A 21,742-nucleotide genomic window follows, 5' to 3' on the forward strand; every position below is an offset into this window, starting at 1 on the left:
GTGGTGTAGGGTGCGGTAACAATCTTTGAGACGTCAATCATTACTTTTCAAACATCATCTTATACATGGCTCATCTTCATACAGAATTGGTATTAGATTTGAATTATTTCTTTTTCATCCTCTTGTGCTATGGATAAAGGCTTTTGTGTAATTTTAGCGATAATTAATTGCTCATCAATGGCTAATGCTAGTTGTTGAATATTTGTTGTTTCCACTAATAATTGGCGCATGGGAATGTTAACTTGGAATTGATTTTGTAAGTGATTCTTCAACTGCACGAGTTTGAGCGAATCTATTCCTAATTCAAAGAAATTATTCTGTATTCCCACAGCTTCAATTTGCAGCATTTGTTGGACAAATTCAGCGATTGTTTTTTCGGTTTCAGTTTGCGGATAAACTAAAGTTGCTGATTTGGCTGTTGCGAGATTGGGAGTGGGTAAAGCTTTTTTATCTATTTTTCCGTTGGGGGTTAGAGGTAAGGTGTCAATGAGAATATATTCAGCAGGTATCATGTATTGTGGAAGTTTATGCTGTAGATATTCTCGGAATTGGGTAGAATTTGATTTGGCAGTTTGAGGATTTTTAACTAATGACCATTGCTGAGAATCTGTTGGGTCTATTTTTCCACCAACAAAGCTATAAAGGAGAATTTGATTGGCTTCTAATTGAAATAAATCTTGAATTGGTGGAAATTCTAAATACCCAAGGGGACAAAGACCAATTTCTTGGGTTGATGCGCTGTTCATGAGTAATTGTCCGATGTGTCCTGCTTCTAAAAGACAGAAGTCTCTAGCGATTTCTCCATACATCGGTGCGATCGCACTTAGTTTCCCAATCAAATATATCGCAAAAGCGGATTGTTCAAAAAGTGGTTGATTCTCAAGGTAAACGCTGCTGTCTATTTCCTTGGTGCTGTGGAGTAAGATTAAATTGTGGTCGCTGGGATGATAATAATATATTCCGGCGGGAAGGGTTTCGATGCTGTTGGGTTTGATGAATAAGTAAGTTTGTACGGGATAAAGACTCCCAGCAGAAGGATAGCGATATTTGGGGAGGGGATAATCACCCACTTGCATTTGCTGGAGACAGTTAAGAAATTTGCTAAATTGTTCTAGGGATATCTGTTGCGGTAGAAATTGTCTGTAACTTTGGCGTTCTAGATAAGGTGTTTGCTCAAGTTCAGATTTGGGTAAGTGAATAGTAATTGGGGATGATTCTGATTTGCGGATTCCTGGTTGCTGGAGTTTAAATTCGATGCGTTCTCCAGCGTCGGTTAATACTCCTGGTTGTTGAGTTGGTTGGTAAGCTTCCCCTAAATTGGGAGTTGGTGTATCGCTAACGATATAAGCAACTAATTGTTGTGTTTGTTCTACTGTGGTGACTACTGCTTGTTTGACAGTGGGATGCTGTTTTAATATTTCTTCAATTTCACCAAGTTCAATGCGATAACCGTTGATTTTGACTTGAAAATCTTCTCTTCCTAAAAATTCTATATTCCCATCGGGTAAATAGCGTCCCAAGTCACCTGTTTTATATAATTTTTCTTTGGTAACTGGATGAGTAATGAAGTTAGCATTTGTCTTTTCTTCATCTTTCCAGTAACCTTTTGCTAAACCGACTCCACCAATATATAGTTGTCCCGTCACCCAAACAGGAGTCTGCTGCAAATTATGATTGAATACATATACTTGTTGATTATCGAGTGGTTTTCCGTAGGGAATACTTTTCCAGTTAGGATCGACTTGGGTAATTGGATAGTAAATTGACCAAATTGAAGCTTCTGTTGCTCCTCCCAAACTCACAACTTGGATATTTGACCACAATTTTTGAATTTGATTTGGTAAATTGAGAGGTAGCCAATCTCCACTCAACAAAGCTAAACGCAGAGATGAAGGTTGTTGTGGTTGGTAGGTAAGATATTCTACCAACATTTGCATCAAAGCTGGAACTGAGTTCCACAGGGTAATTTGCTGAGATACTATTAACTCTAACCAGTGTGCGGGATCTTTGGTTTGCTCTGCTGAGGGAATAACTATTGTTCCTCCCGCCGCTAATATCCCGAAGATGTCATAAACTGAGAGGTCGAAGTTTAATGCTGATAAAGCTAAGATGCGATCGCCTGATTTAATTCCAAAGCGTCGATTGATATCCAAAATGGTATTCACCGCACCCCGATGATCGATCGCTACCCCTTTGGGTGAACCCGTAGAACCGGAAGTGTAGATGATGTAAGCTAAATCATCGGGAGTTTGGACTAGTTTTATATCTTTCCCATCTCCTCCAAGTTGACTTTCCACACATACTTGTTGAACACCTGATGGCAAAGATAGGTGAAGATGAGGTTGAGTGACAATTAATTTAACTTGTCCTTGGGTGAGTAAATACCATTGTCGTTCTGCTGGTAATTCGGGATCGATGGGGAGATAAGCCGCACCAGAGATTAAAATTCCTAGTACAGCAACAATTTGCTCCCAACCTTTTTTCATGACAATGGCGATTGCCTCTGGCACAGCGCTCCGCGCTATCGCATTGTCGCTACTTGCTCCCAATTCTCGCAGTTGAGATGCCAATTGCAGAGCGTGTTGGTATAATTCCTGATAAGTTAGGGTACGCTCTGGGGTAATGACTGCTGGAGAATCAGCTTGGATCTGCACTTGCTTAATAAACAAACTGTGCAAAGTATCCTCAGAAATGGGTGCGGTGGGATAATTTGCAATTGTAGGTTGTTGTAATTCTCCCTGAATCTTGCTCCAAATAGAATCTGAGGTAATTAGTTGTTGAAGCAAATCGCAGTAAGCAGCAAACATATCATCCAGCAAACCTGGGGGGAAAAGTTCTTCCACCGCATCCCAGTTAAATATTAAAGTTCCGTTTTGCTCTCTAAGTTGATTATCTAACCAAACTTGCGGGGTTTGACTGATACTATAAACGAGTTCGCCTAACTGACTTAATATTGATGTATCCTGACCAAGTGATTCTAAACCTAGTGTACTAGTAAATATCACTGGCATAAATTGGTAACTTTGGCGTTGACGGCTAAGTTCTCGCTGTACCTGCAAACCACTGACATAACCGTGATCTAAATCTTGCCACAGTTGTTGCTGTAATTGTTGAGCGTGGTTGCTAAAGCTTTGAGGAACTGAGCGATCGACTTCCAAAAGTGTCAAAGATGTAAAGTCTCCGACAATCTCATTGACTTGGGGATGTAAAGGTAAACGCTTAAACAGGGTGAGATTAATCGTAAACTTAGGATTTTTGCTCCATTGACTGAGGACTTCTGCAAAAGCAGCTAGTAAAACTCCAGAAGGAGTTAAGTTAAATTGTTGAGCGCGATTTTGTAATTTGCGCCATTGTTCTGGAGACAGTTGAGAACTGCGACGTTGAAACCGAGGATTGGTAATGGAATTGGGATTTTTCGCTAGGGGTAATTCTGGTGCTGGTGGTAAGGTATCTAGTCGGTTAAACCAATATTCTTGAGAACGTTGATATTGGGGTGTATTTTTTAAAGTTGATTCCCCAAGCACGTAATCGCGGAAGGAAAGTTCTAAGGGTGGTAATACAAACTCAGAATTATTATATAAATCTAACCACTCCCGCATCAGCATAAACACACTCCAAGCATCAGCAATCAAAGCATCAAAACTCAGGTGGAGTCTGGTTCGCTGTTCATCTATGGGTGTAGCTCGAATTCTAAATAAAGGCCATTGATCCGCAGGTAAGACTTCATGGGACATCTGCTCACGCATCACCTCTAAATCTTGCAAATCCAAAACTTCGATTTCATAAGCCGGTACTGTTGTCAGAATTTGCTGTTGACCATCTGGTAAAATAACAGCACGCAACATATCGTGACGCAAAATGAGTTTTTGCCAAGCTAGATTTAATCTTGTTAAATTTAAGCGATCGCAATCTAATTCTAAATAACCATGAGCAGCAATATTTCCCAATTCAAAAGCTTCATTGCGTCCTAACCAATAAGCTTGTTGAATATCGGTGAGGGGAAAAGGTTGATATAGCTGTTCTGGATTTGGGACAATTGTTGGTAAATCAACTGAAGATTCTGTCTTTGTAAAAGATGTTAGTGCTTCACTCAATCCAGCCACAGTGGGAGATACTAACAAAGAGCGTAGCGGTAACTCAATATTTAAGGTTTGTTTTAATCGAGCAATAACTTGAGTCGCAAGTAGGGAATGTCCCCCCAATTCAAAAAAGTTATCGTGAATCCCTACTTGTTTGAGTCCCAAAACAGCAGCGATAATATTAGCGATCGCTTCTTCCGTTGCTGTGCGCGGTGGAACAAACTCTATTTCTCGATTCTGTTCTATATCTGGAATTGGTAAAGCACGCCGATCTACTTTACCATTGGGTGTTAAAGGTAAAGTTTCCAGAATGGCGATCGCAGCTGGAATCATATAATCAGGTAACTTCTGTTTGAGAAAGTTACGCAATTCACTAGTTGTTAATGATTGCTGCCCCGAAACAATATATGCAACTATAGATTTATTGTCGATTTGCAGTTCTCGAACCATCACCACTGCTGCTTGTACTTGCGGATGACTACTCAAAACAGCTTCAATTTCCCCTAGTTCAATTCGGAAACCCCGAATCTTCACTTGATCGTCAATTCGACCGAGTAATTCAATATTACCGTCAGGAAGATAACGCGCTAAATCTCCCGTTTTGTACAAAATAAAGTTGTGAGGAGAATAGGGGATAAATTTCTCTTTAGTTAAATCAGGACGATTTAAATAACCTTGAGCTAAACCAGCACCACCAATATATAATTCACCCGCAACCCCAATGGGAACTAATTGCAGATATCGATCTAAAATATAAACTTGCGTGTTCGCAAATGGACGACCAATAGGAACCAACCCACTTCCTAATTTCCCAATCCCCAATTCAAAATAAGTGCTATCAATACACGCTTCCGTTACCCCATAGGAATTAATCAAACGTGTCTGCTCACCACAAAAACGCTGAAATTCTTGATATTCTTGGACATATAAACTATCTGAACCGACTACCAACAATTTCATAAAGTGGAGATTTTGCTGAGTTCTTTGCAAATACTCAACCAAGTTTCTCAACACAGCTGGAACAAACTCAGCACTATCAATTTTCTCTACAAGCATTAGTTTATACAGCTTGCCCGGTTCCAACAGCCACTCACGCGGACATAAAACCAACTTAGCAGCACTACAAAGAGCGCGAATTACATCCCCTGAAAACACATCAAATGCAAAACTCGCCATTTGCAAATGACTAGTCAAAGACTGGAGTTGATAAGCTTTTTCCCAAGCATAAAACGCATTTACTAAACTGCGATGAGCGATCGCCACTCCCTTAGATTTACCTGTAGAACCTGATGTGTAAATCACGTAGGCTAAATCTTGAGATGTAGTATTAATTACTAGATTCTCTTCACTTTCCTGGGAAATATCTTCCCAATCTCGATCTAAACAAACTACAGCTAATTCCTCAATTGCTATACTCGCTACTAATTTTTGTTGAGTCAGCAATATCGATACTTGAGAATCACGCAGCATGAAGCTCAAACGTTCTTCTGGATACGCAGGATCTAAAGGTAGATAAGCTCCACCTGCTTTCAGAACTCCTAATAATGCAATAATCATTTCTAGGGAACGTTCGACACAAATTCCCACAAGCTGATTTTTACCTATTCCCAAAGAACGCAGGTAGTGTGCGAGTTGATTGGCTTTGCTGTTTAATTGTTGATAAGTTAGTTGCTGTTCTTGAAATACCACCGCAACAGCGTTTGGTTGCTGCTTCACACAGTTCTCAAACAACTGATGAATGACTCTATCTTGGGGATAATCAACTTGGTTGTTGTTCCACTTCCACAACAAATGATTTTCTTCAGCTTCCGTTAGCAGAGGTAAGGAAGCAATTTGCTGTTGGGGATTAGCAATAATCCCTGGGAGTAAAGTTTGAAAATGATTCGCTATTCTGGTAATTGTCGTGGCATCAAATAAATCGGTGTTGTATCTTAAGATACCAATTAATGATTCAGTCGTTTCCATCATGTCGAACACTAAATCATTCTGTCCTTCCTGCTGGGGAATCACAAAAGGTTCTAAAGTTAACCCACCCCAATCTTCTCTAATTTGGGTTTTATCAGATACAGATAATTCATAATCTTGAGCAATTTCACTTACCTTAAACAAGTTAAAAGAAACGCGAAAAAGACCAGGAAGACTCGGATCGCGGTTGAGTTGCGATCGCTCAATTAGTAAAGTAGAGGGATAATCTTGATGAGCGATCGCATCCAATACAGTTTGGCGGACTTGAGTTAAAAGCTGAGAAAATGTCGGATTTCCAGCCAGATTTACCCGCAAAGCCAGCATATTCACGAAAAAACCCACAGTTTCCGCAAATTCCGGCTGACTTCTCCCCTCAATAGGCGCACCCACAATTATATCTTCCTCACCTGACAAGCGATAAAGCAACACTTGAAAGGCGGTTAACAAAGTCATATAAAGGGTTGCTCCTTGAGCTTTCGCCATTCCTCGCAGCACAGAAGTCAACTCTTGATTCAACTCAAAAGTATGGGAAGCTCCCCGATAGCTTTGAATTGGTGGTCGCGGTCGATCTGTTGGTAATTTTAAGATGGGTAACTCACCCGCTAATTGTTCGCGCCAGTAATTCCACAGTTCATCGCCCACAGAACTTGCTAAAATATTTCTCTGCCACTGTACAAAGTCTTGATATTGGTACTTAATAGCAGGTAAAGATATGACTCGACCTGTATTTTCTGCTTCGTAGAGCGATCGCAACTCATCAAGAATAATTCCCAGGGAAAAACCATCAATAACAATATGATGTATTGTTAGTAATATTACATAATTATCTTCAGAATAAGTAAATAAGTTTACCCGCAATAAATTACCCTTTTCCAAATTAAAGGGACGCTGATATGCTGCTATTACTTGGCTTGTCAACTCATCTTCATTCCAAACTGAAGCGTCAATATTTTCAAAATCAACTTCTTGGTATTCATGAACCTGTTGAAAAGGTTCGCCATCTTTTTGTGCAAATGTTGTGCGGAGAGTTGGATGACGATTTACTAACTTCTGAAACGCTTGTTGTAAAGCCGGAATATTTAAATGGGAGCAGATGCGAGCTGTAAAAGCAACATTATAAGCTGCACTTGTGGGTGCAAGTTTATACAAAAACCATAGACCTTGCTGACCATGAGTCAGGGGATAGGATTTAGAAGTATGAAAACCTTGGCGCAGTAAATCGATAATTTCTGTTTTATGCTGCTTAATTTGATTTAAAACTGTGGAAGTTAATACTTCTTTACGACCACGATAACGCAGTTTACTATCTTCCATCCACAATTCTATATTCTGTTGCGAGAGTTGTGTGAGAAACTCAACTAAATTCATAATTCTCCTTCCAACCACTCATCATCATTTTTTATTTTTGAGTCAGCATTTTCACTCAAATCATTGACTAATATTGCTAAATTTGCAACATTAGTATCCTCTAGGAATTTTACTGCTGGAATATCTAATTCCAAGTCTTTTCTAAACTTATTTCTGAGTTTGACAGCAATTAATGAATCAAGCCCTAAATAATTTAAAGACATTTCCACATCCAATTCAGATGCGTTTATCCCAATTGCTTTAGATATTTCGTCTTGAATATAAGTTGTGAAAAATGCGATTTTAGACATGCTACTTAAGCAAAACAATGTTCTTATTTGCGTTCTCTTCTCTGCGCCTAGAGCGTGAAAAAATGGATTAATTAGAGTTAAACTATTGCGGAGAATTTACAATAGCTAATTTCACATTACCACTGCAATTACCATCTTTATCATCCCAATAACGACATTTAGTAACTATATACATCATCCCAGATTTAATCCGAATATTAGTAAACTCAATCTCACCCCAAAACTGAGAAGACTGCATAGCACGTCGAAAGGAACTTTCAAAATTCACAATATAGACATCCGGTAGCTGTTTATTCCAATAATCTGCCATAGTCCACGACTGAAATGATGCCATCAGTCTTTCTTTTACAGATTTAGCTATGACATAATACATCATTTGGTTGTAGCAAATATTGAACTCTACTGAATTAAAATGACCAGTGTCATCGATATAACATGATTCTGAAATCGAGAATTCACATCGTCCGATTACACGTCCCCCATGCTGAGGATCGCCCTCTTTAGTTATTTCAGCAAATTTAAGATACTGACAATGAGCTTTATAAGGTTTGAGGACTTGTGTTAGTAAGACATCATCATTATTGAAGTGGATGCTATTTTTTTGGGCGTTTTGTTGACTTGAATCTTGAAATTTTAACATGATATTTTATCCTAGTTAAATGACTGTTTTGGTGGATGTTGCGGATTGAGAATGTCGATTTAACTCACGCAGAGAGTAAGAGTTGAGAAGAGTTAATTTTTAAATTTCAAATTCAACTACGCCTTTTGGTGAGATGTTTTAAATGCAGTGAGAATACAATTGCTCTATAACTGATAAAATGGATAGCTATCGTGCAAGGTCAATCGAAATGTGACCGCTGGTTCCAAATTTGCAGCATAGTGAGCGCAATGGACTAAAGAGCGATTATCCCAAATCCGCACATCCCCTAATTCAAATTCATGGTGTTCGATTAATGGATATTTAAAACTTTTGTCTAACTGACCGGAATGAGTCAACAACCTTTGGAGAACATTTATATCTTGCGGTTTTCCCTCTGAATCATCTATGCGATAAGTAAACCCCTCGGTAATGTAGAGGATGGTTTCTCCTGTAATGGGATGAATAAAGGTCGTTGGATGCTTTGCGGGAGGAGTGACTCGTTCAATCTCGTCTAATATTTCTGAAATTGGACGATAAACATCTTCAGGACGAATTTTAAAAAAACGTCTGACACTGTGATAACAACTCGACTGATTGGCAAAGGATTTCAGATCATCTGGTAAACTTTGATATACTTTGGACATATTAATAAAGTAAGTCCCACGCTCCTTACTAGGAAGGATCTGAGGATATACCATTGAAAATGCAAATGGCCTCGGCATAAACGCATAATCAGCGTGCCAAAATTTCCCAGTCTTGGGAACTCCAACTTGCTGACCATTGTCAGAAACATTGGAGGAAACAAAAATCTCTTCCCTTTCTGGATGGTGATACATTGGCTGATAGTATTTTTCTATCTCCCCAAGACGATACCCAAAATCACAATACTGATGAGGTGATAAATCTTGCTCCTTGAGTACAACAATTTTGTATTCATATATCAGTTGCTTAAGATCCTCAATATCTCTATTTGAAGCAGTTTTATGATTAAAGTCATAAACAACAACTCCCATTCGCTGATTGTCTTGATATTGAACTTTCATAGTTTTCTCACTCGCTATATAGCTTTTATTTGATTATTTAATTTTGGCGAAGTTAGGTAAATTTCCTGTTCCCCGTTCCCTGTTCCCTATTCCCTGTCTTCACGGGAAAGTTAATAAATCAAACTGGATTTATATAGTTAACTAATCTTACGTACTGATGGATTTGCTGCCAAACAAAGACTTGTAATTAGCATGATGCTACCTGCAACAGTAAACATAATTGTCAGATTTAAATTAACTAAGAAACCAGCTAAAGCAAAGGAAATAGGAGCAACACCAAAAGCAGAAAACATTCCCAAACTCATAACTCTTCCTAACATTTCAGGTTGGGTTTGTTTCTGAATCCAAGTAATTCCTACCACAGTAAAAACACAACTGCAAAATCCCAGGACTGCAATTGTGATACTAGCTAGTCCTATATTGCCAATAAAGCCAAGTAAAAATAAACCAAAGCCTTGAACACTCGCAATAGTCAGCAGTAAAACTCCGATGTTGGGAAGATTTTTGACAAATTGAGGTGTGAGTGTCCCAATTAACCCACCACCACCCCAAGCTGATTGCAATATTCCTAAAGCCACTGCACCACCGGGGAAGCGACTATGAGCTAGTGAAGTCATCCCAACTTGTAATGGCCCAATAAATAGAAAATTTAGGATTACCATTACCAGCAAAAAGATTCTTAGAGGCTGATTGTGCCATGCGTAGTAAAATCCCTCACGGATACCAGCAATCAAACTAATAGTTTTTTTAGTTGACGTAGAATTTTGATTTAATTCCCCATTCAATACTGTTGCTGTTGTTCCCTTCATCAGCAAAAGCGTCATAGTTGTGATGGCGAAAGTTATCCCATCAATGACAAATGCTACTTCAATACCAGCAGTTGCAATCAGCAAACCACCCAAAGCCGGCCCAATTAGCAAAATCAGTTGGGAAGTTCCTTGGCTCAAGGTATTACTTGCTATTAACTGATCTTTTGATACCAGACTGGGGATAATTGATTTAGATGCAGGTATAAAAAAGCCATCAAATATGCCGAAGCCCGCAGCAAAAAAGTAAATATGCCATAGTTGAGTCATTTTCAACGCAACGATGGTTGCAAATAAAACGACTAGTAACCAACGTAAAGCATTGGAAACCAACATCACTAATCGTGGTGAAAAGCGATCGCTCACCACACCACCAAACAGCATCAAAACAGCACGGGGAATCGCTGCACTCATTAACACAGTACCTAACGTGATCCCAGAGTTAGTTAACTGTATTGTTAACCAAGGCAATGCAACGATATAAAATTGATCGCCTAGAAGCGAAACAGTCTCACCAATGTACAGAAGTAAGAAGTTGCGTACAGTTAGCGGTTTCCAAAGTGGAACTTGAGAATTGGTCATTAGAACGATTTGAAAAAAACAAACCATCTGAAGTAATGTAAAATTATTGGAATCTAGTTCGTAGTAAGGACTTCAGTCCTTATTTGAGGACTAAAGTCCTCACTACAAACCTTTAATTCACACGACGTTCATACCCTTGCCAATATTTCTCCCGAATCTTGGCCTTTTGCAATTTACCACTAGGCGTTCTTGGCAAAGATTCAGTAAATTCAACGCTTCTCGGTAACTTAAAATCAGCAATTTTACCCCGGACAAAATTAATAATATCTAGTGCGGTTGCTTTCATTCCTGTTTTTAAAACCACGATCGCTTTGATTGCTTCTCCAAAATCTTCATCTGGAACACCGATGACTGCTACCTCTCTGATGGCTGGATGTTCGTATAAAATATTTTCAATTTCTGCTGGATAGACATTTTCACCACCATAAAGAATCATGTCTTTAAAGCGATCGCAAATGTAAATGTAACCTTCTTCGTCAAAATAACCTGCATCACCAGTATGAATCCAGCCATCTACTAAAGTTTTTGCTGTAGCTTCAGGTAATTTCCAATAACCAATCATATTTGCAGGAGATTTGATACAAACTTCACCCACTTGAGAGCAAGATAGTTCTTTACCTTCACTGTTGATGATGGCTATCGATACACCAGGAAAGGGTTTACCCGCAGCTTTGAGGATGTTTTTATTTGTAGATGTATGAGCTTGTGCAGGTAAAGAGACAGCACAATTGCCAGTTTCCGTCATTCCATATATCTGCACAAAATTACAACCAAATGTGGCGATCGCACTTTTGAGTGATGATTCGGCTATGGGAGAACCCCCATAAATAATGTATTCTAGTGATGAAAAATCTGTTTTTTGGCATAATGGTTCGTTCAACAGAGCTTGAATCATGGCTGGAACCATAAATGTCTTAGTGATGCGGTACTTTTCAATCGCTTCGAGAACTTCAACGCCGATAAAATTTTCTAAGACAATATTTTCTGCTCCTGATGCTAAACCACGAATAGCCCACCAGAGACTCCCGATATGGAATAAAGATAAGGTAAGCAAACTTTTGTCAGTTTCGTTCCAATTTATCCAGGTTTCGCCTCGTTGAGCAAATTCTTTGGCGATCGCAAAAAAACTGTAATGTCCTAGTTGGACACCTTTAGGTCTTCCAGTAGTGCCACTAGTATACATTTGTACGGCTACATCATTGGCTGCAACAGCAACATTTGGTGGAGCGTCACTATGTTCCTGAGACCAGATATCGTAACTCAGGCAATTGCCGTCAATTTCTTCTAAGGGAATAATGGTTTTAACACCATCAATCTCATTTCTAATCGATTCTATTAACTGATAAAATTCCGCCCCAACAAAAAGAATTTCAACATTAGCATCTCTGAGAATATAGCTGATTTCCGCAGCAGCTAAACGCCAATTAATCGGTACAAAAACAACTTTTATTTTGCAACAAGCAAATAAAATTTCATACGTCTTAAGTGAATCTTTAGCTAAAAATGCTACTCGTGTACCTGCTTGAATTCCTTGGGTTAATAGTGAATTTGCGACCTGATTACTTCTTTGATCTAATTGTATATAGGTAAGTGACTTATTCTTGAATATCAATGCCCTAGCATCTGGAAATTGAGATGCTTGCACACGCGGTAAATCTGCTAACGTTGTTATTTTACTGTTATACATCATCGACATTTCTCAGAAAATTGCTCAGGTTTTTTTGTGCAGTCGTAACAAGCTATGTGAATCTATTATTAGCAGCCGTATAAAGTAAAGATTTTGCTTTTTTTATTCAGATACTCAACTAAGTTCCGCAAATTGACTGAATAAGTTCTGCGCTTTTAACTTTCATCTACTACATTATTCTACACACATTTTTCAGCTTTAAAGCTACTTTTGTGTGCATACTATCAACTATTTTCTATCTATTTTTCTACTAAAATTACCAAATTAGAACACTAAAATTGTCTAATAATTTCACTGCTTTCATTTCATTTTTAAAATCCTATAGCTTAAGCTAATACAGATTTTAGAGTATTGTCAATCTAAAATCTGTTTACCATAATGAGTATAAAGTACTACATATTAGCTTTAACTATTTGATTTTTTTCTTCAAATTAATTAGAAGTTAAAAAATATACTCTCACTAGATATCAAGCCCAACGCATCTAAAGTATAATAATCCCTTAATAGCAAGGGTTTAGGCGGTTTAAAATTTAGGTTGTTTTTTCATCAATATCCTTGTCCAGCAAAAGTTTCAGAGATTAGGTACGTTGTTTATAATCTGTTTTCAAGCTTTAATACGTAGAAAAAAAACTATGGTATTAAATAGCACTATTTATCGCTAGCGTATTTATTGATAATTAATCTCATATATTTTTATTTTAATATAGAAGAATTTTGATATTTGACAATAAGTCAAATTAATCTTAAATGCTTGTTGATTAAGAGTTTTGAAAGTATATCAATCAACTAGTTTCGACCATAAGAATAATTAATCAATAAGTAATTTTCCAGCTAGAACGCGATTTAGAAGTTTGACAGTTTGTCATTTGACACATTTACCACAAAGCTAAACAATTTAGCATATAAACGCTTTAGTCGATTTGCTACTAAAAGCTTTAATTTGTCAACTTTTATTGACAATTTGAGATTAATTTTTGATATGAGGATTGAATGAGGAAACTGTATCTACTGGGAAATTTAGGACTAGCTATCATACTTACCATATTTATAAATCAACAAGCTTTTGCTGTCACAAAAGAAGATCAAATTCCCCAACTTTCAGATATTAAGCTTCCTCACACAAGTGTCAAGGAGTGGCTAGCTCAACAAGAGCAGTCTAATATTCTAGTAACAGGGATAAAGTTGAATCAAACGGCTAGTGGGTTGGAAGTTGTTTTAGAAACATCTGCATCTGACAAGCTGCAAGCCACAACTAAAATAGAAGGTAATAGCTTTATTGCAAATATTCCCAATGCACAACTGCGTTTAGCAAGTGGTAATACCTTCCGTCAAGAAAAGCCAGTTGCGGGAATTACGGAAGTCTTGGCGGCAAATCAGGATGCAAATAGTATCCAAATTACTGTAGTGGGGACAACACAAACTCCAAAAGTCGAACTATTTGACAGCGATGAAGGTTTAGTTTTAGGGGTGACACCAACAACACCTGAAACTCAACCATCAGCCTATAGCCAAAAACCTAATGAACCAGATATTGAACTAACTGTTACCGCCCAAAAACGGCCGGAAAATGCACAGAATGTACCCATTAGTGTTACGGTAATACCTCGTCAGGAAATAGAAGATGCTCAAATCGGTTCTTTGATTGATATTGCCAATCAAACGCCTAACTTTAACTTTCTTCCCACATCTTCCGGCGGTACAGAGTTTAGTAATTATAGTTTGCGGGGTTTGAACAATCAAAATTTTCTTACTGCTCAGGATAGCGTAGCCTTTTACATCGATGATATTCCAATTGACTATAACGGCTTTCTAGACTTGGCTTTACTCGATCTAGAACAAATAGAAGTGCTAAGAGGCCCTCAAAGTACGCTATATGGCCGAAATAGTTCTGGTGGGGTCGTCAATATCATTTCCAGACAAGCAACGCCAGAACCAGAAACACGAATTAGTGCAAGTTATGGTAGATATAACAGCCGCCAATTCCAGTTCTCTCTCAACGATGCTTTGGTTGACGATAAACTATCACTGCGAATTGCCGGAGCTTACAGAGGACAGGATGGATTTATTAGGAACCTAGCCACAGGTAATGAAATAGGCGAGCGATCGCGCCTAGCTGCACGAGCGCAACTTTTGTGGACACCTACACCGGATTGGACAGTATCTTTTAATAGCTATAACAGCTTTACAGATGATGGTAATCCAACCTACAACAAGTTAAATCCTTCTGACCCATTCGAGGTTAATTTACAAACTGAAGGATACAATAAGCTAGATACAAATACCCAAGCTTTAAAAATCGGTTACAACGGCGAGGGTTTCCGAGCCACATCCATCACCGCACGTCGTTTTACCCATCAAGAAAACGTTGTTCCAGGAAGCACAGGAGCGGTACAAATTATTGATGGTATTGACTCCACATTATTGACGCAAGAATTACGTTTCCAATCTCCAGAAACGGCAAAGCATTTTCAATGGTTGTTAGGTAGTTACTACGAATCTCGTGACTTTAACGTTGGCGATGCTCAAACCGACTTTCCTGGATTTGGAAGATTTAGACGTACTGGAGACGATTATCGTCAAACCTATGCGGTATTTGGACAAGTAGATTACCAACTTATAGAACCATTAACTGTATTTGCTGGTTTACGTTACGAATCTAGTGATGCATCTTCAGATAGTACTTATGATTTAGTAAACGCTGACGGAACTCTAACTCCCCAGCGTCCGGCATTTAACAATGAAAAAGTCAGCAACAATGAATTGATTCCCCGCTTCGGTTTGAAATATCAATTCAATCCTAATTTAATGGGATACGTAACTATTGCCAAAGGTTATAGACCGGGTGGATTAAACTATCGCGCCAATAGCGAAGCAGAACTTCGATTTGGGGAAGAAAAAACCTGGAGTTATGAAGTCGGTTTGAAATCTTCTTGGTTGAGCGATCGTTTAATTGCCAACCTATCAGTCTTTCACAATGATGTAAATAACTATCAAGTTTTGCAATATGACGAGAGTGGGTTTTTTGGCAGAGTTAGCAATGTTGACCTTAAAGCCACAGGAGTAGAATTTGAACTGAAAGCCAAACCAGCTAAGAGATTCGATTTAACTGCATCAGTTGGTTATGTAGATAGTATATACAAAAACTACCTAAATTCCGATACAGGTGTAGACCTAAGCAATAATCAAGTTCCCCTATCCCCACAATTTACCTATAATTTAGCTGCTCAATATCGCAGTCCGGGAGGCTTATTTGCTCGTGCAGAATTGCGTGGTTATGGGATTACCTATTTTGATGATGCGAACCAAATCAAGCAAGAACCGTATGCTTTAGTAAATGCCCGCATTGGTTATGAAGCTGAGAAATATGGCATTTATTTATATGCAAATAACTTGTTTGATACTCGCTACATCACCTCTGGATACTTGTTTCCAGTACCGGATGGAACCGCAGGATTTGGCGATCCCGTGACCTATGGCGTGCAAGTTAAAGCTAATTTTTAGTTTAATTGTTGTAGCGTTGGGAAAAATTATCTTTCCTGTCGCTATTTTTGATTTTTTATCCTCTGCACATCGCCATGCTTGCTAAATTAATCCTACTCGCCGCGCTTTATACTACTCAATTCATTCCCACAACCTTTTTTATCCAAACCGTACCTGTTTTTATGCGACAACAAAATATGTCGCTGGATGCTATCGGGTTGTTAAGTTTTCTCATTCTTCCCTCAGCGTTAAAATTTCTGTGGTCGCCTTTTATTGACCGCTACCGTTTGCCAAAGTTAGGACATTATCGCGGTTGGATTATCTGTTTTCAACTTTTGTTAGCACTTGTAACATTTGGATGTGGATTTATTGATATTCAAGAGAATTTCAATATCTTAGTTTTTTGCATGTTTCTCGCTTTTTTATTCTCCGCCAGCCAAGACATTGCTACTGATGCGTTAGCAGTAAATTTACTCGAACCGCGAGAAAGAGGATTAGGAAACGCTATTCAAGCTGGGGGAAATGTTTTTGGCGCTATTATTGGTGGAGGTGGAGCGCTGATTTTACTAGATAGAATCGGCTGGCGGTATAGCTTGATAATTATGTCAGTCGTAATTTTATTGACTTTGATTCCAATACTACTGTATCAAGAACAAGTTAGTAAGAAATCTCAGAAATCGAACTTTTTTAAATCTTATTTTCAACCTTTTATCAACTTTCTCTCGCGTCCCAAAGCATTACCGTGGCTTTTCGTAGTATTGCTATATATGGGAGGCGAAATGATGTCAGGTACAATGCTTCGTCCACTTTTTGTTGATAGAGGTTTGTCGCTCTCAGATATTGGCTTAATGTTGGGTATTGTCAGTTACAGTGTCCGTATTGTTAGTGCTTTGATTGCAGGAGTTTTGATTACCCACTTGGGAAGATTACGTTCTCTAGCTCTATTTGGCTTTGCTGCTAGCATGGTGACACTTTTGTATATCATACCTGCAATTGGTATCAGTAGTTTACCTGTGCTGTATGCTGTGAGTATAACAGTCAATGCAGCCCAAAGTATGGCATATACTGCATTGCTAAGTGCCATGATGGATAAATGCGAACCTGCAACAGCCGCTACTGATTATACATTTCAGGTGTCAGTAGTATACATTGGCGGAATTGCTGCTTCAGTTCTGAGTGGTGCGATCGCTAGTTCTACCGGATATACGTTTATGTTTATCATTAGTGCAGCCTTGAGTTTATTGAGCGTATTACTAATAACTAACTTGCGGGCATAGAAGCAACACATTCCCAAGGTATACAGCCCTCTCGCTACATCGGATTGGTTAAAAACCCTGACCAAAGTCCTACTAATCATGTTCTTTAAATTGTCAGAGGCGATTCTCCCACAAGAGACGCTACGCGAAGGTTACGGTATCTTCGATTTCTTTAGTACGAATAACCGTAATTTTTATTCGTGTCAAGTGCTTGCAAAAAATATTTACATATTGTTATATTTGGTTACATAAGCAAGTAAAGGAAAAAAGACATGACAAGCAAAGGTTTTACCATGAACGAACTTGGTCAACTCAACAACTTTGCAATCGAACCAAAAGTTTATGTAGACCAAACTCCAAGAGTTGGCTTTACTGAGTATGCTGAAAAACTAAATGGTCGTTTGGCAATGATTGGCTTCGTCTCACTCATCGCTGTAGAAGTAATCACTGGACACGGACTGATTGGATGGCTGACAAGCCTGTAGATAATTTTAACTATTCAAAAATTTCATTCAATTAACGCATAGAACATTAAGCAAGGAAATTTATGAGAACTGATTTTGATTTCCCTAAAAAGGATTTAATTGGCCCCGTTGTTTTTCGACCTGATTTCACCAATTTTGAAAAAATCAATCTCAACCAAGCTTGGTCATTGTTTTTTACCGCAGGTCAAGACGACAAAGCACTGGGACAAGAAATTGAATTGGGCAAGTTTTTCACTAACTTTTTAATTGCTGTAGGAGTAACAGGAACTCTTTGGGCAATTTTCTTCAGCAACTTGGGATAAGCAGTTGTGTAAGCGTGTTCAATTGAATAAATTCACTTGAAGTCTTGGTTATGACAACCAAGACTTCTTTAATGTCATGAAATCTTCAAATAAGAGTGACTGTTAACTAAAACTTGATCTTGTATTATTTTCCTTATTATGCTATATAATGGGTCGATTAGTCGGTTCTGATGGTGAGCAGCCATCAGGCGCAAGGGGGAAAGTTCGGTGTGAATCCGGCGCTGTCCCGCAGCTGTAATGAGATTGTGTTCAAAACAAGTCTCAAAGTCAGAATACCCGCCGATGTTAACATGCCTAAAAAATCTGCGAGGTACAGATGTGACAAAATTTTCTCCGGTCAGAGTTCAGATTATACCATCCATCATTTTTCTATCTGCGTTAGTAAAAATCCATAGGTAGTGGATTTTACTAAACAACAATTATCACGATATCAAAAGCACAAACATACAGCTATCAACTATGCTTTATGAAAACTTGGCATGGCTAACATTTGGATGAAATTTATTTAATTAGGTTAATTAAACTGTAATTAACCCGATTAAGTCTTCAAGTTTTTTAGCTATATTTTCTGATAGTTGTACGTTGAAAAAACTAAATTTTGTAAATTTTTGAGCGAACAAAATTAGATTCGGTGGGTAATATTTAACGCGGCTTTGCTGCATTTAAATACCCAACTAAACGAACACTTAGCATCAAAATATTTATGCTGGGTTAGTACTGGTGTGAGTAGAAACAAATACAAATTGTTTTATGTCATAAAATCGAAACAGGAGAGTACTCTGTGAAAATACACTGGCTGCTACCCAGTACAATATTAAATATTGCTATACTCACGTCTCCCGCACTTGCTGCAAAACTAGAATCTTGGCGATTTGATGGTGTCTCCAAGCAACTGGAATTTACGACTGATGATGCTGTACAACCACAGGCACAGTTAATTTTTAACCCCACTCGTTTGGTAATTGATTTACCTGGAACTAGTTTAGGAAAACCTGGTTTTACTCAGTCCGTAGGTGGTGCAATTCGTGCTATCCGCTTCGGACAATTTGATGCTCAAAAGACTCGCATCGTTGTAGAACTGAATCCAGGTTACACTCTCGATCCACAACTTGTAAAATTTACATCAAAAATCGGCAATCAATGGGTTGTACAGTTACCATCGCCAGAACGCGTAGAGACGACATCATCCCCAAGTGGAATTTACAGTGTGGTAGCTGATGGAAAACAAGTTGCACAAACTACATCGAGGACAACTATTATTGAAAATTTACAAGTCACAGGAGATGGATTTTTTATCCGTACTAATGGCAGTAATAATTCAGAAATTAAGGTAAATCGCAGCGATAATCGTAGCGTTATAGACATTAATATTAAAGGTGCAACTCTATCGCCTAATCTGCAACAGCAGCAGTTTATCAACCGATACGATGTCAATAGCATCCAATTTACTCAACTACAAAGTACAATTCCCACTGTCCGCATAACCTTACGGATAGACAAAAATAGTCCTGATTGGCAGGCAACGGTTAGTGGTAGCGACGGTATAGTACTGTTACCTAGTAGTGGAGTAGTCAAGTTACAACAAAGCAATAATCAACCTAACCCAGTTACCCAAGTACCTACTCCCCCTTCCACAATTGAGTCTGTAGAACTGGGAAGCAATGGTACACAATTGCTAATTAGAAGCGATCGCAGTTTATCAAATGTCACTAGTAACTGGGATAGACAAACAGCTCTTTACCGAATCGCTATCCCTAATGCTAAACTCGCAAGCAATATTACCGGGCCGACTTTGAATGCAAATAGTCCCGTGTTGAGAGTACGTCTACAACAGCAAGAAAGAGAAACCGTAGTAATTTATATTCAACCTGTGTCTAGGGTACAAATTAAGCAACTCAACCAAATTAGTTCTCAAATATTAGCATTAGAATTTCAGCGCGATCGCTTAGTTTTACCACCCTCTGCTTCTATAACAAAACCCCCAATTGTTTTTCCTCCTTTACCAACAGCATTCCCAGACCCTGAGTCTCCACCAACGACTGCATCCGAAACCTCACAACCTATACCTCGTCCTCCCAAAGGACGAATAGTCATAATTATCGACCCTGGACATGGGGGAAAAGATGCAGGTGCTATTGGTCTTCATGGACTGCAAGAAAAGGATATCATCTTGAGGATTGGTAAAAAGGTCGCCTCACTTTTAGAGCAAAATGGTATTAAAGTCATCATGACAAGGGATGCTGACTATTTTATCGATCTTGCTCCTAGAGTTGTCATGGCAGAACATGTTCATGCAGACTTATTCGTGAGCATTCATGCAAATTCAATTGATAACAACCCTAGTGCAAATGGTTTAGAAACCTATCATTACGACCGGGGTTATCGTTTAGCGCAAGTGGTTCACAAAAGCATTCTTCAAGGCATTCCGACATTAAAAGACCGAGGAGTAAAACGAGCTAGATTTTATGTGCTGAGAAAAAGTTCTATGCCCGCAATTTTAATAGAAACTGGTTTTGTAACAGGTTCTGAAGATAACCCCAGACTGGCGAACCCAGAGTATGATAATCGGATGGCTGAGGCGATCGTTCGCGGTATCCTCCAGTATTTACAGCAAAGGTAAGTAAGTTTCTTGTGAAGGCACTTACCAATCATAAAGTGACCAGCCGTCGCTTTCGTCTGTTCCGCAGCGTCCCGTAGGGAAGGGCTTTCATCGCCAAAGATATAGTCGTGTGGACATAAGATCCTTGATCCGGCTGGATATTTTATTTTTTGGATCTCCCTAAATCAGAGTTTTCCGGCAATAACAAAACAGGTGATTGAATTTTGCATTAAACTGTAAACAATGATATAGTCTAAGTTTAGAACTCGGTTCTAGTGGGGAACAGCCACTAGAGGAAACGGGGAAAGTCCGGTGTAAATCCGGCGCTGTCCCGCAGCTGTAATCAAGGTTTGCCTTGTGAGTCAGAATGCCCGCCGAAAGTAACAGACAAACTCATACCCATCTGCGAGGTACAGGTGAATACTCCTAAAAATATTTCAACGATACATCAGTTTCACATTCTCATAATGCCAGAGATACCCCACAGACTACTCATGGCTGTGAAATTATAGGCAGTTTATTGATAATTGCAATTATGCTTTGGTGCAACTGTCATTTGCGCTAGTTTTTTATTGGCGTGAAAGCTTTTGTAACATCATTGTTGCCAAATTTACAAGTTTTTGCAGTTGCACGACTGCAAAAAGTTGTCATATCTGCGATTCAGACTTCTTTCTACAAACTTCAAAATTAATGCTCAATAAACAACATACTTTATTTGTTTGCACGACTTGTGACAGCGTGTGGCAAGACGGTAAACGAGTTGGTGAAAGTAAAGGTGAACAACTACTACAACAACTTCAACAACTTGCACTCAATTGGGAATTGCGAAATAAATTCCACATTCAGGGAGTTGAATGCATGAGTGCTTGTAGTCGTTCTTGTGTTATTGCTTTTGTTGCAGAAGGTAAATCAACCTATCTCTTTGGTGATTTACCAGTTGATAGTAGTGCATCTGCTATTTTGCAATGTGCTAGTCAATATTATGCTAAACCCAATGGTTCACTGTCTTGGTCAGAACGCCCTGAACCTTTAAAAAAAGGTATTCTGGCAAGTATTCCACCACTAAATAAGTGGGCAAAATTAAATATAAGTTGTTGTTAATTGATGACTGGGTAAAATTTTCCAGTTCCCAATTACTAGTACCTAAATCATTAATCTTC

The 21,742-nt window shown here is 38.6% G+C and carries 12 protein-coding genes and 2 riboswitches; of the genes, 6 read left to right on the plus strand and 6 right to left on the minus strand.

Annotation, left to right across the window (positions count from 1 at the left end):
* Positions 1–92: 92 nt before the first annotated feature.
* The 6 genes from CDG77_RS24080 to CDG77_RS24105 form a co-directional block, all read right to left on the minus strand.
* The gene (locus CDG77_RS24080) at positions 93–7,412 is read right to left on the minus strand and encodes a non-ribosomal peptide synthetase (RefSeq protein ID WP_094331875.1); all 7,320 of its coding nucleotides are present in this window, start codon (positions 7,410–7,412) and stop codon (positions 93–95) included.
* Entirely contained in the window at positions 7,409–7,702 is a 294-nt protein-coding gene (locus CDG77_RS24085) for an acyl carrier protein (RefSeq protein ID WP_094331876.1), read from the minus strand. The genes CDG77_RS24080 and CDG77_RS24085 overlap by 4 nt, the downstream gene beginning before the upstream one ends.
* Positions 7,703–7,784: 82 nt before the next feature.
* The gene (locus CDG77_RS24090) at positions 7,785–8,342 is read right to left on the minus strand and encodes an FcoT family thioesterase (protein ID WP_094331877.1); all 558 of its coding nucleotides are present in this window, start codon (positions 8,340–8,342) and stop codon (positions 7,785–7,787) included.
* 164 nt (positions 8,343–8,506) lie between these two features.
* The gene (scoE, locus tag CDG77_RS24095) at positions 8,507–9,385 is read right to left on the minus strand and encodes a (3R)-3-[(carboxymethyl)amino]fatty acid oxygenase/decarboxylase (protein WP_190234057.1); all 879 of its coding nucleotides are present in this window, start codon (positions 9,383–9,385) and stop codon (positions 8,507–8,509) included.
* Between the two features lie 137 nt (positions 9,386–9,522).
* Positions 9,523–10,773, minus strand: coding sequence for an MFS transporter (locus CDG77_RS24100; protein ID WP_094331878.1), 1,251 nt, complete (start codon positions 10,771–10,773; stop codon positions 9,523–9,525).
* A gap of 112 nt (positions 10,774–10,885) precedes the next feature.
* The gene (locus CDG77_RS24105; protein ID WP_094331879.1) at positions 10,886–12,463 is read right to left on the minus strand and encodes a long-chain-fatty-acid--CoA ligase; all 1,578 of its coding nucleotides are present in this window, start codon (positions 12,461–12,463) and stop codon (positions 10,886–10,888) included.
* Between the two features lie 987 nt (positions 12,464–13,450).
* On the opposite strand from CDG77_RS24105, the gene CDG77_RS24110 reads away from it, so the two are divergent.
* The 6 genes from CDG77_RS24110 (at position 13,451) to CDG77_RS24135 (ending at position 21,683) form a co-directional block, all read left to right on the plus strand.
* Positions 13,451–15,961, plus strand: a complete 2,511-nt coding sequence (locus tag CDG77_RS24110) for a TonB-dependent receptor domain-containing protein (RefSeq protein WP_094331880.1) — start codon at positions 13,451–13,453, stop codon at positions 15,959–15,961.
* Between the two features lie 74 nt (positions 15,962–16,035).
* Positions 16,036–17,217: an MFS transporter gene (locus CDG77_RS24115; RefSeq protein ID WP_094331890.1), complete on the plus strand. Its 1,182-nt coding sequence runs from the start codon at positions 16,036–16,038 to the stop codon at positions 17,215–17,217.
* Between the two features lie 251 nt (positions 17,218–17,468).
* Positions 17,469–17,681 (plus strand): chlorophyll a/b-binding protein, encoded by a 213-nt coding sequence (locus tag CDG77_RS24120; protein ID WP_094331881.1) that lies wholly within the window; start codon positions 17,469–17,471, stop codon positions 17,679–17,681.
* Positions 17,682–17,743: 62 nt separating this feature from the next.
* Positions 17,744–17,983: a hypothetical protein gene (locus CDG77_RS24125; RefSeq protein WP_094331882.1), complete on the plus strand. Its 240-nt coding sequence runs from the start codon at positions 17,744–17,746 to the stop codon at positions 17,981–17,983.
* A 145-nt stretch (positions 17,984–18,128) separates the two neighbouring features.
* Positions 18,129–18,281, plus strand: a riboswitch (cobalamin riboswitch).
* Positions 18,282–18,764: 483 nt separating this feature from the next.
* On the plus strand, positions 18,765–20,603 hold the full coding sequence (locus tag CDG77_RS24130; RefSeq protein ID WP_094331883.1) for an N-acetylmuramoyl-L-alanine amidase: 1,839 nt from the start codon (positions 18,765–18,767) through the stop codon (positions 20,601–20,603).
* A gap of 229 nt (positions 20,604–20,832) precedes the next feature.
* Positions 20,833–20,975, plus strand: a riboswitch (cobalamin riboswitch).
* A 297-nt stretch (positions 20,976–21,272) separates the two neighbouring features.
* The gene (locus CDG77_RS24135; RefSeq protein ID WP_094331884.1) at positions 21,273–21,683 is read left to right on the plus strand and encodes a DUF1636 domain-containing protein; all 411 of its coding nucleotides are present in this window, start codon (positions 21,273–21,275) and stop codon (positions 21,681–21,683) included.
* Positions 21,684–21,742: the final 59 nt, after the last annotated feature.

Origin of the sequence: Nostoc sp. 'Peltigera membranacea cyanobiont' 213, from assembly GCF_002245975.1 — a bacterium.
Classification (GTDB): Bacteria; Cyanobacteriota; Cyanobacteriia; order Cyanobacteriales; family Nostocaceae; genus Nostoc.

Excerpts from the sequence above, each read along its gene's own strand:
- CDG77_RS24080 (WP_094331875.1), bottom strand. The coding sequence starts at position 7,412 with ATGAATTTAGTTGAGTTTCTCACACAACTCTCGCAACAGAATATAGAA.
- CDG77_RS24085 (WP_094331876.1), bottom strand. The coding sequence starts at position 7,702 with ATGTCTAAAATCGCATTTTTCACAACTTATATTCAAGACGAAATATCT.
- CDG77_RS24090 (WP_094331877.1), bottom strand. The coding sequence starts at position 8,342 with ATGTTAAAATTTCAAGATTCAAGTCAACAAAACGCCCAAAAAAATAGC.
- scoE (WP_190234057.1), bottom strand. The coding sequence starts at position 9,385 with ATGAAAGTTCAATATCAAGACAATCAGCGAATGGGAGTTGTTGTTTAT.
- CDG77_RS24100 (WP_094331878.1), bottom strand. The coding sequence starts at position 10,773 with ATGACCAATTCTCAAGTTCCACTTTGGAAACCGCTAACTGTACGCAAC.
- CDG77_RS24105 (WP_094331879.1), bottom strand. The coding sequence starts at position 12,463 with ATGATGTATAACAGTAAAATAACAACGTTAGCAGATTTACCGCGTGTG.
- CDG77_RS24110 (WP_094331880.1), top strand. The coding sequence starts at position 13,451 with ATGAGGAAACTGTATCTACTGGGAAATTTAGGACTAGCTATCATACTT.
- CDG77_RS24115 (WP_094331890.1), top strand. The coding sequence starts at position 16,036 with ATGCTTGCTAAATTAATCCTACTCGCCGCGCTTTATACTACTCAATTC.
- CDG77_RS24120 (WP_094331881.1), top strand. The coding sequence starts at position 17,469 with ATGACAAGCAAAGGTTTTACCATGAACGAACTTGGTCAACTCAACAAC.
- CDG77_RS24125 (WP_094331882.1), top strand. The coding sequence starts at position 17,744 with ATGAGAACTGATTTTGATTTCCCTAAAAAGGATTTAATTGGCCCCGTT.
- CDG77_RS24135 (WP_094331884.1), top strand. The coding sequence starts at position 21,273 with ATGCTCAATAAACAACATACTTTATTTGTTTGCACGACTTGTGACAGC.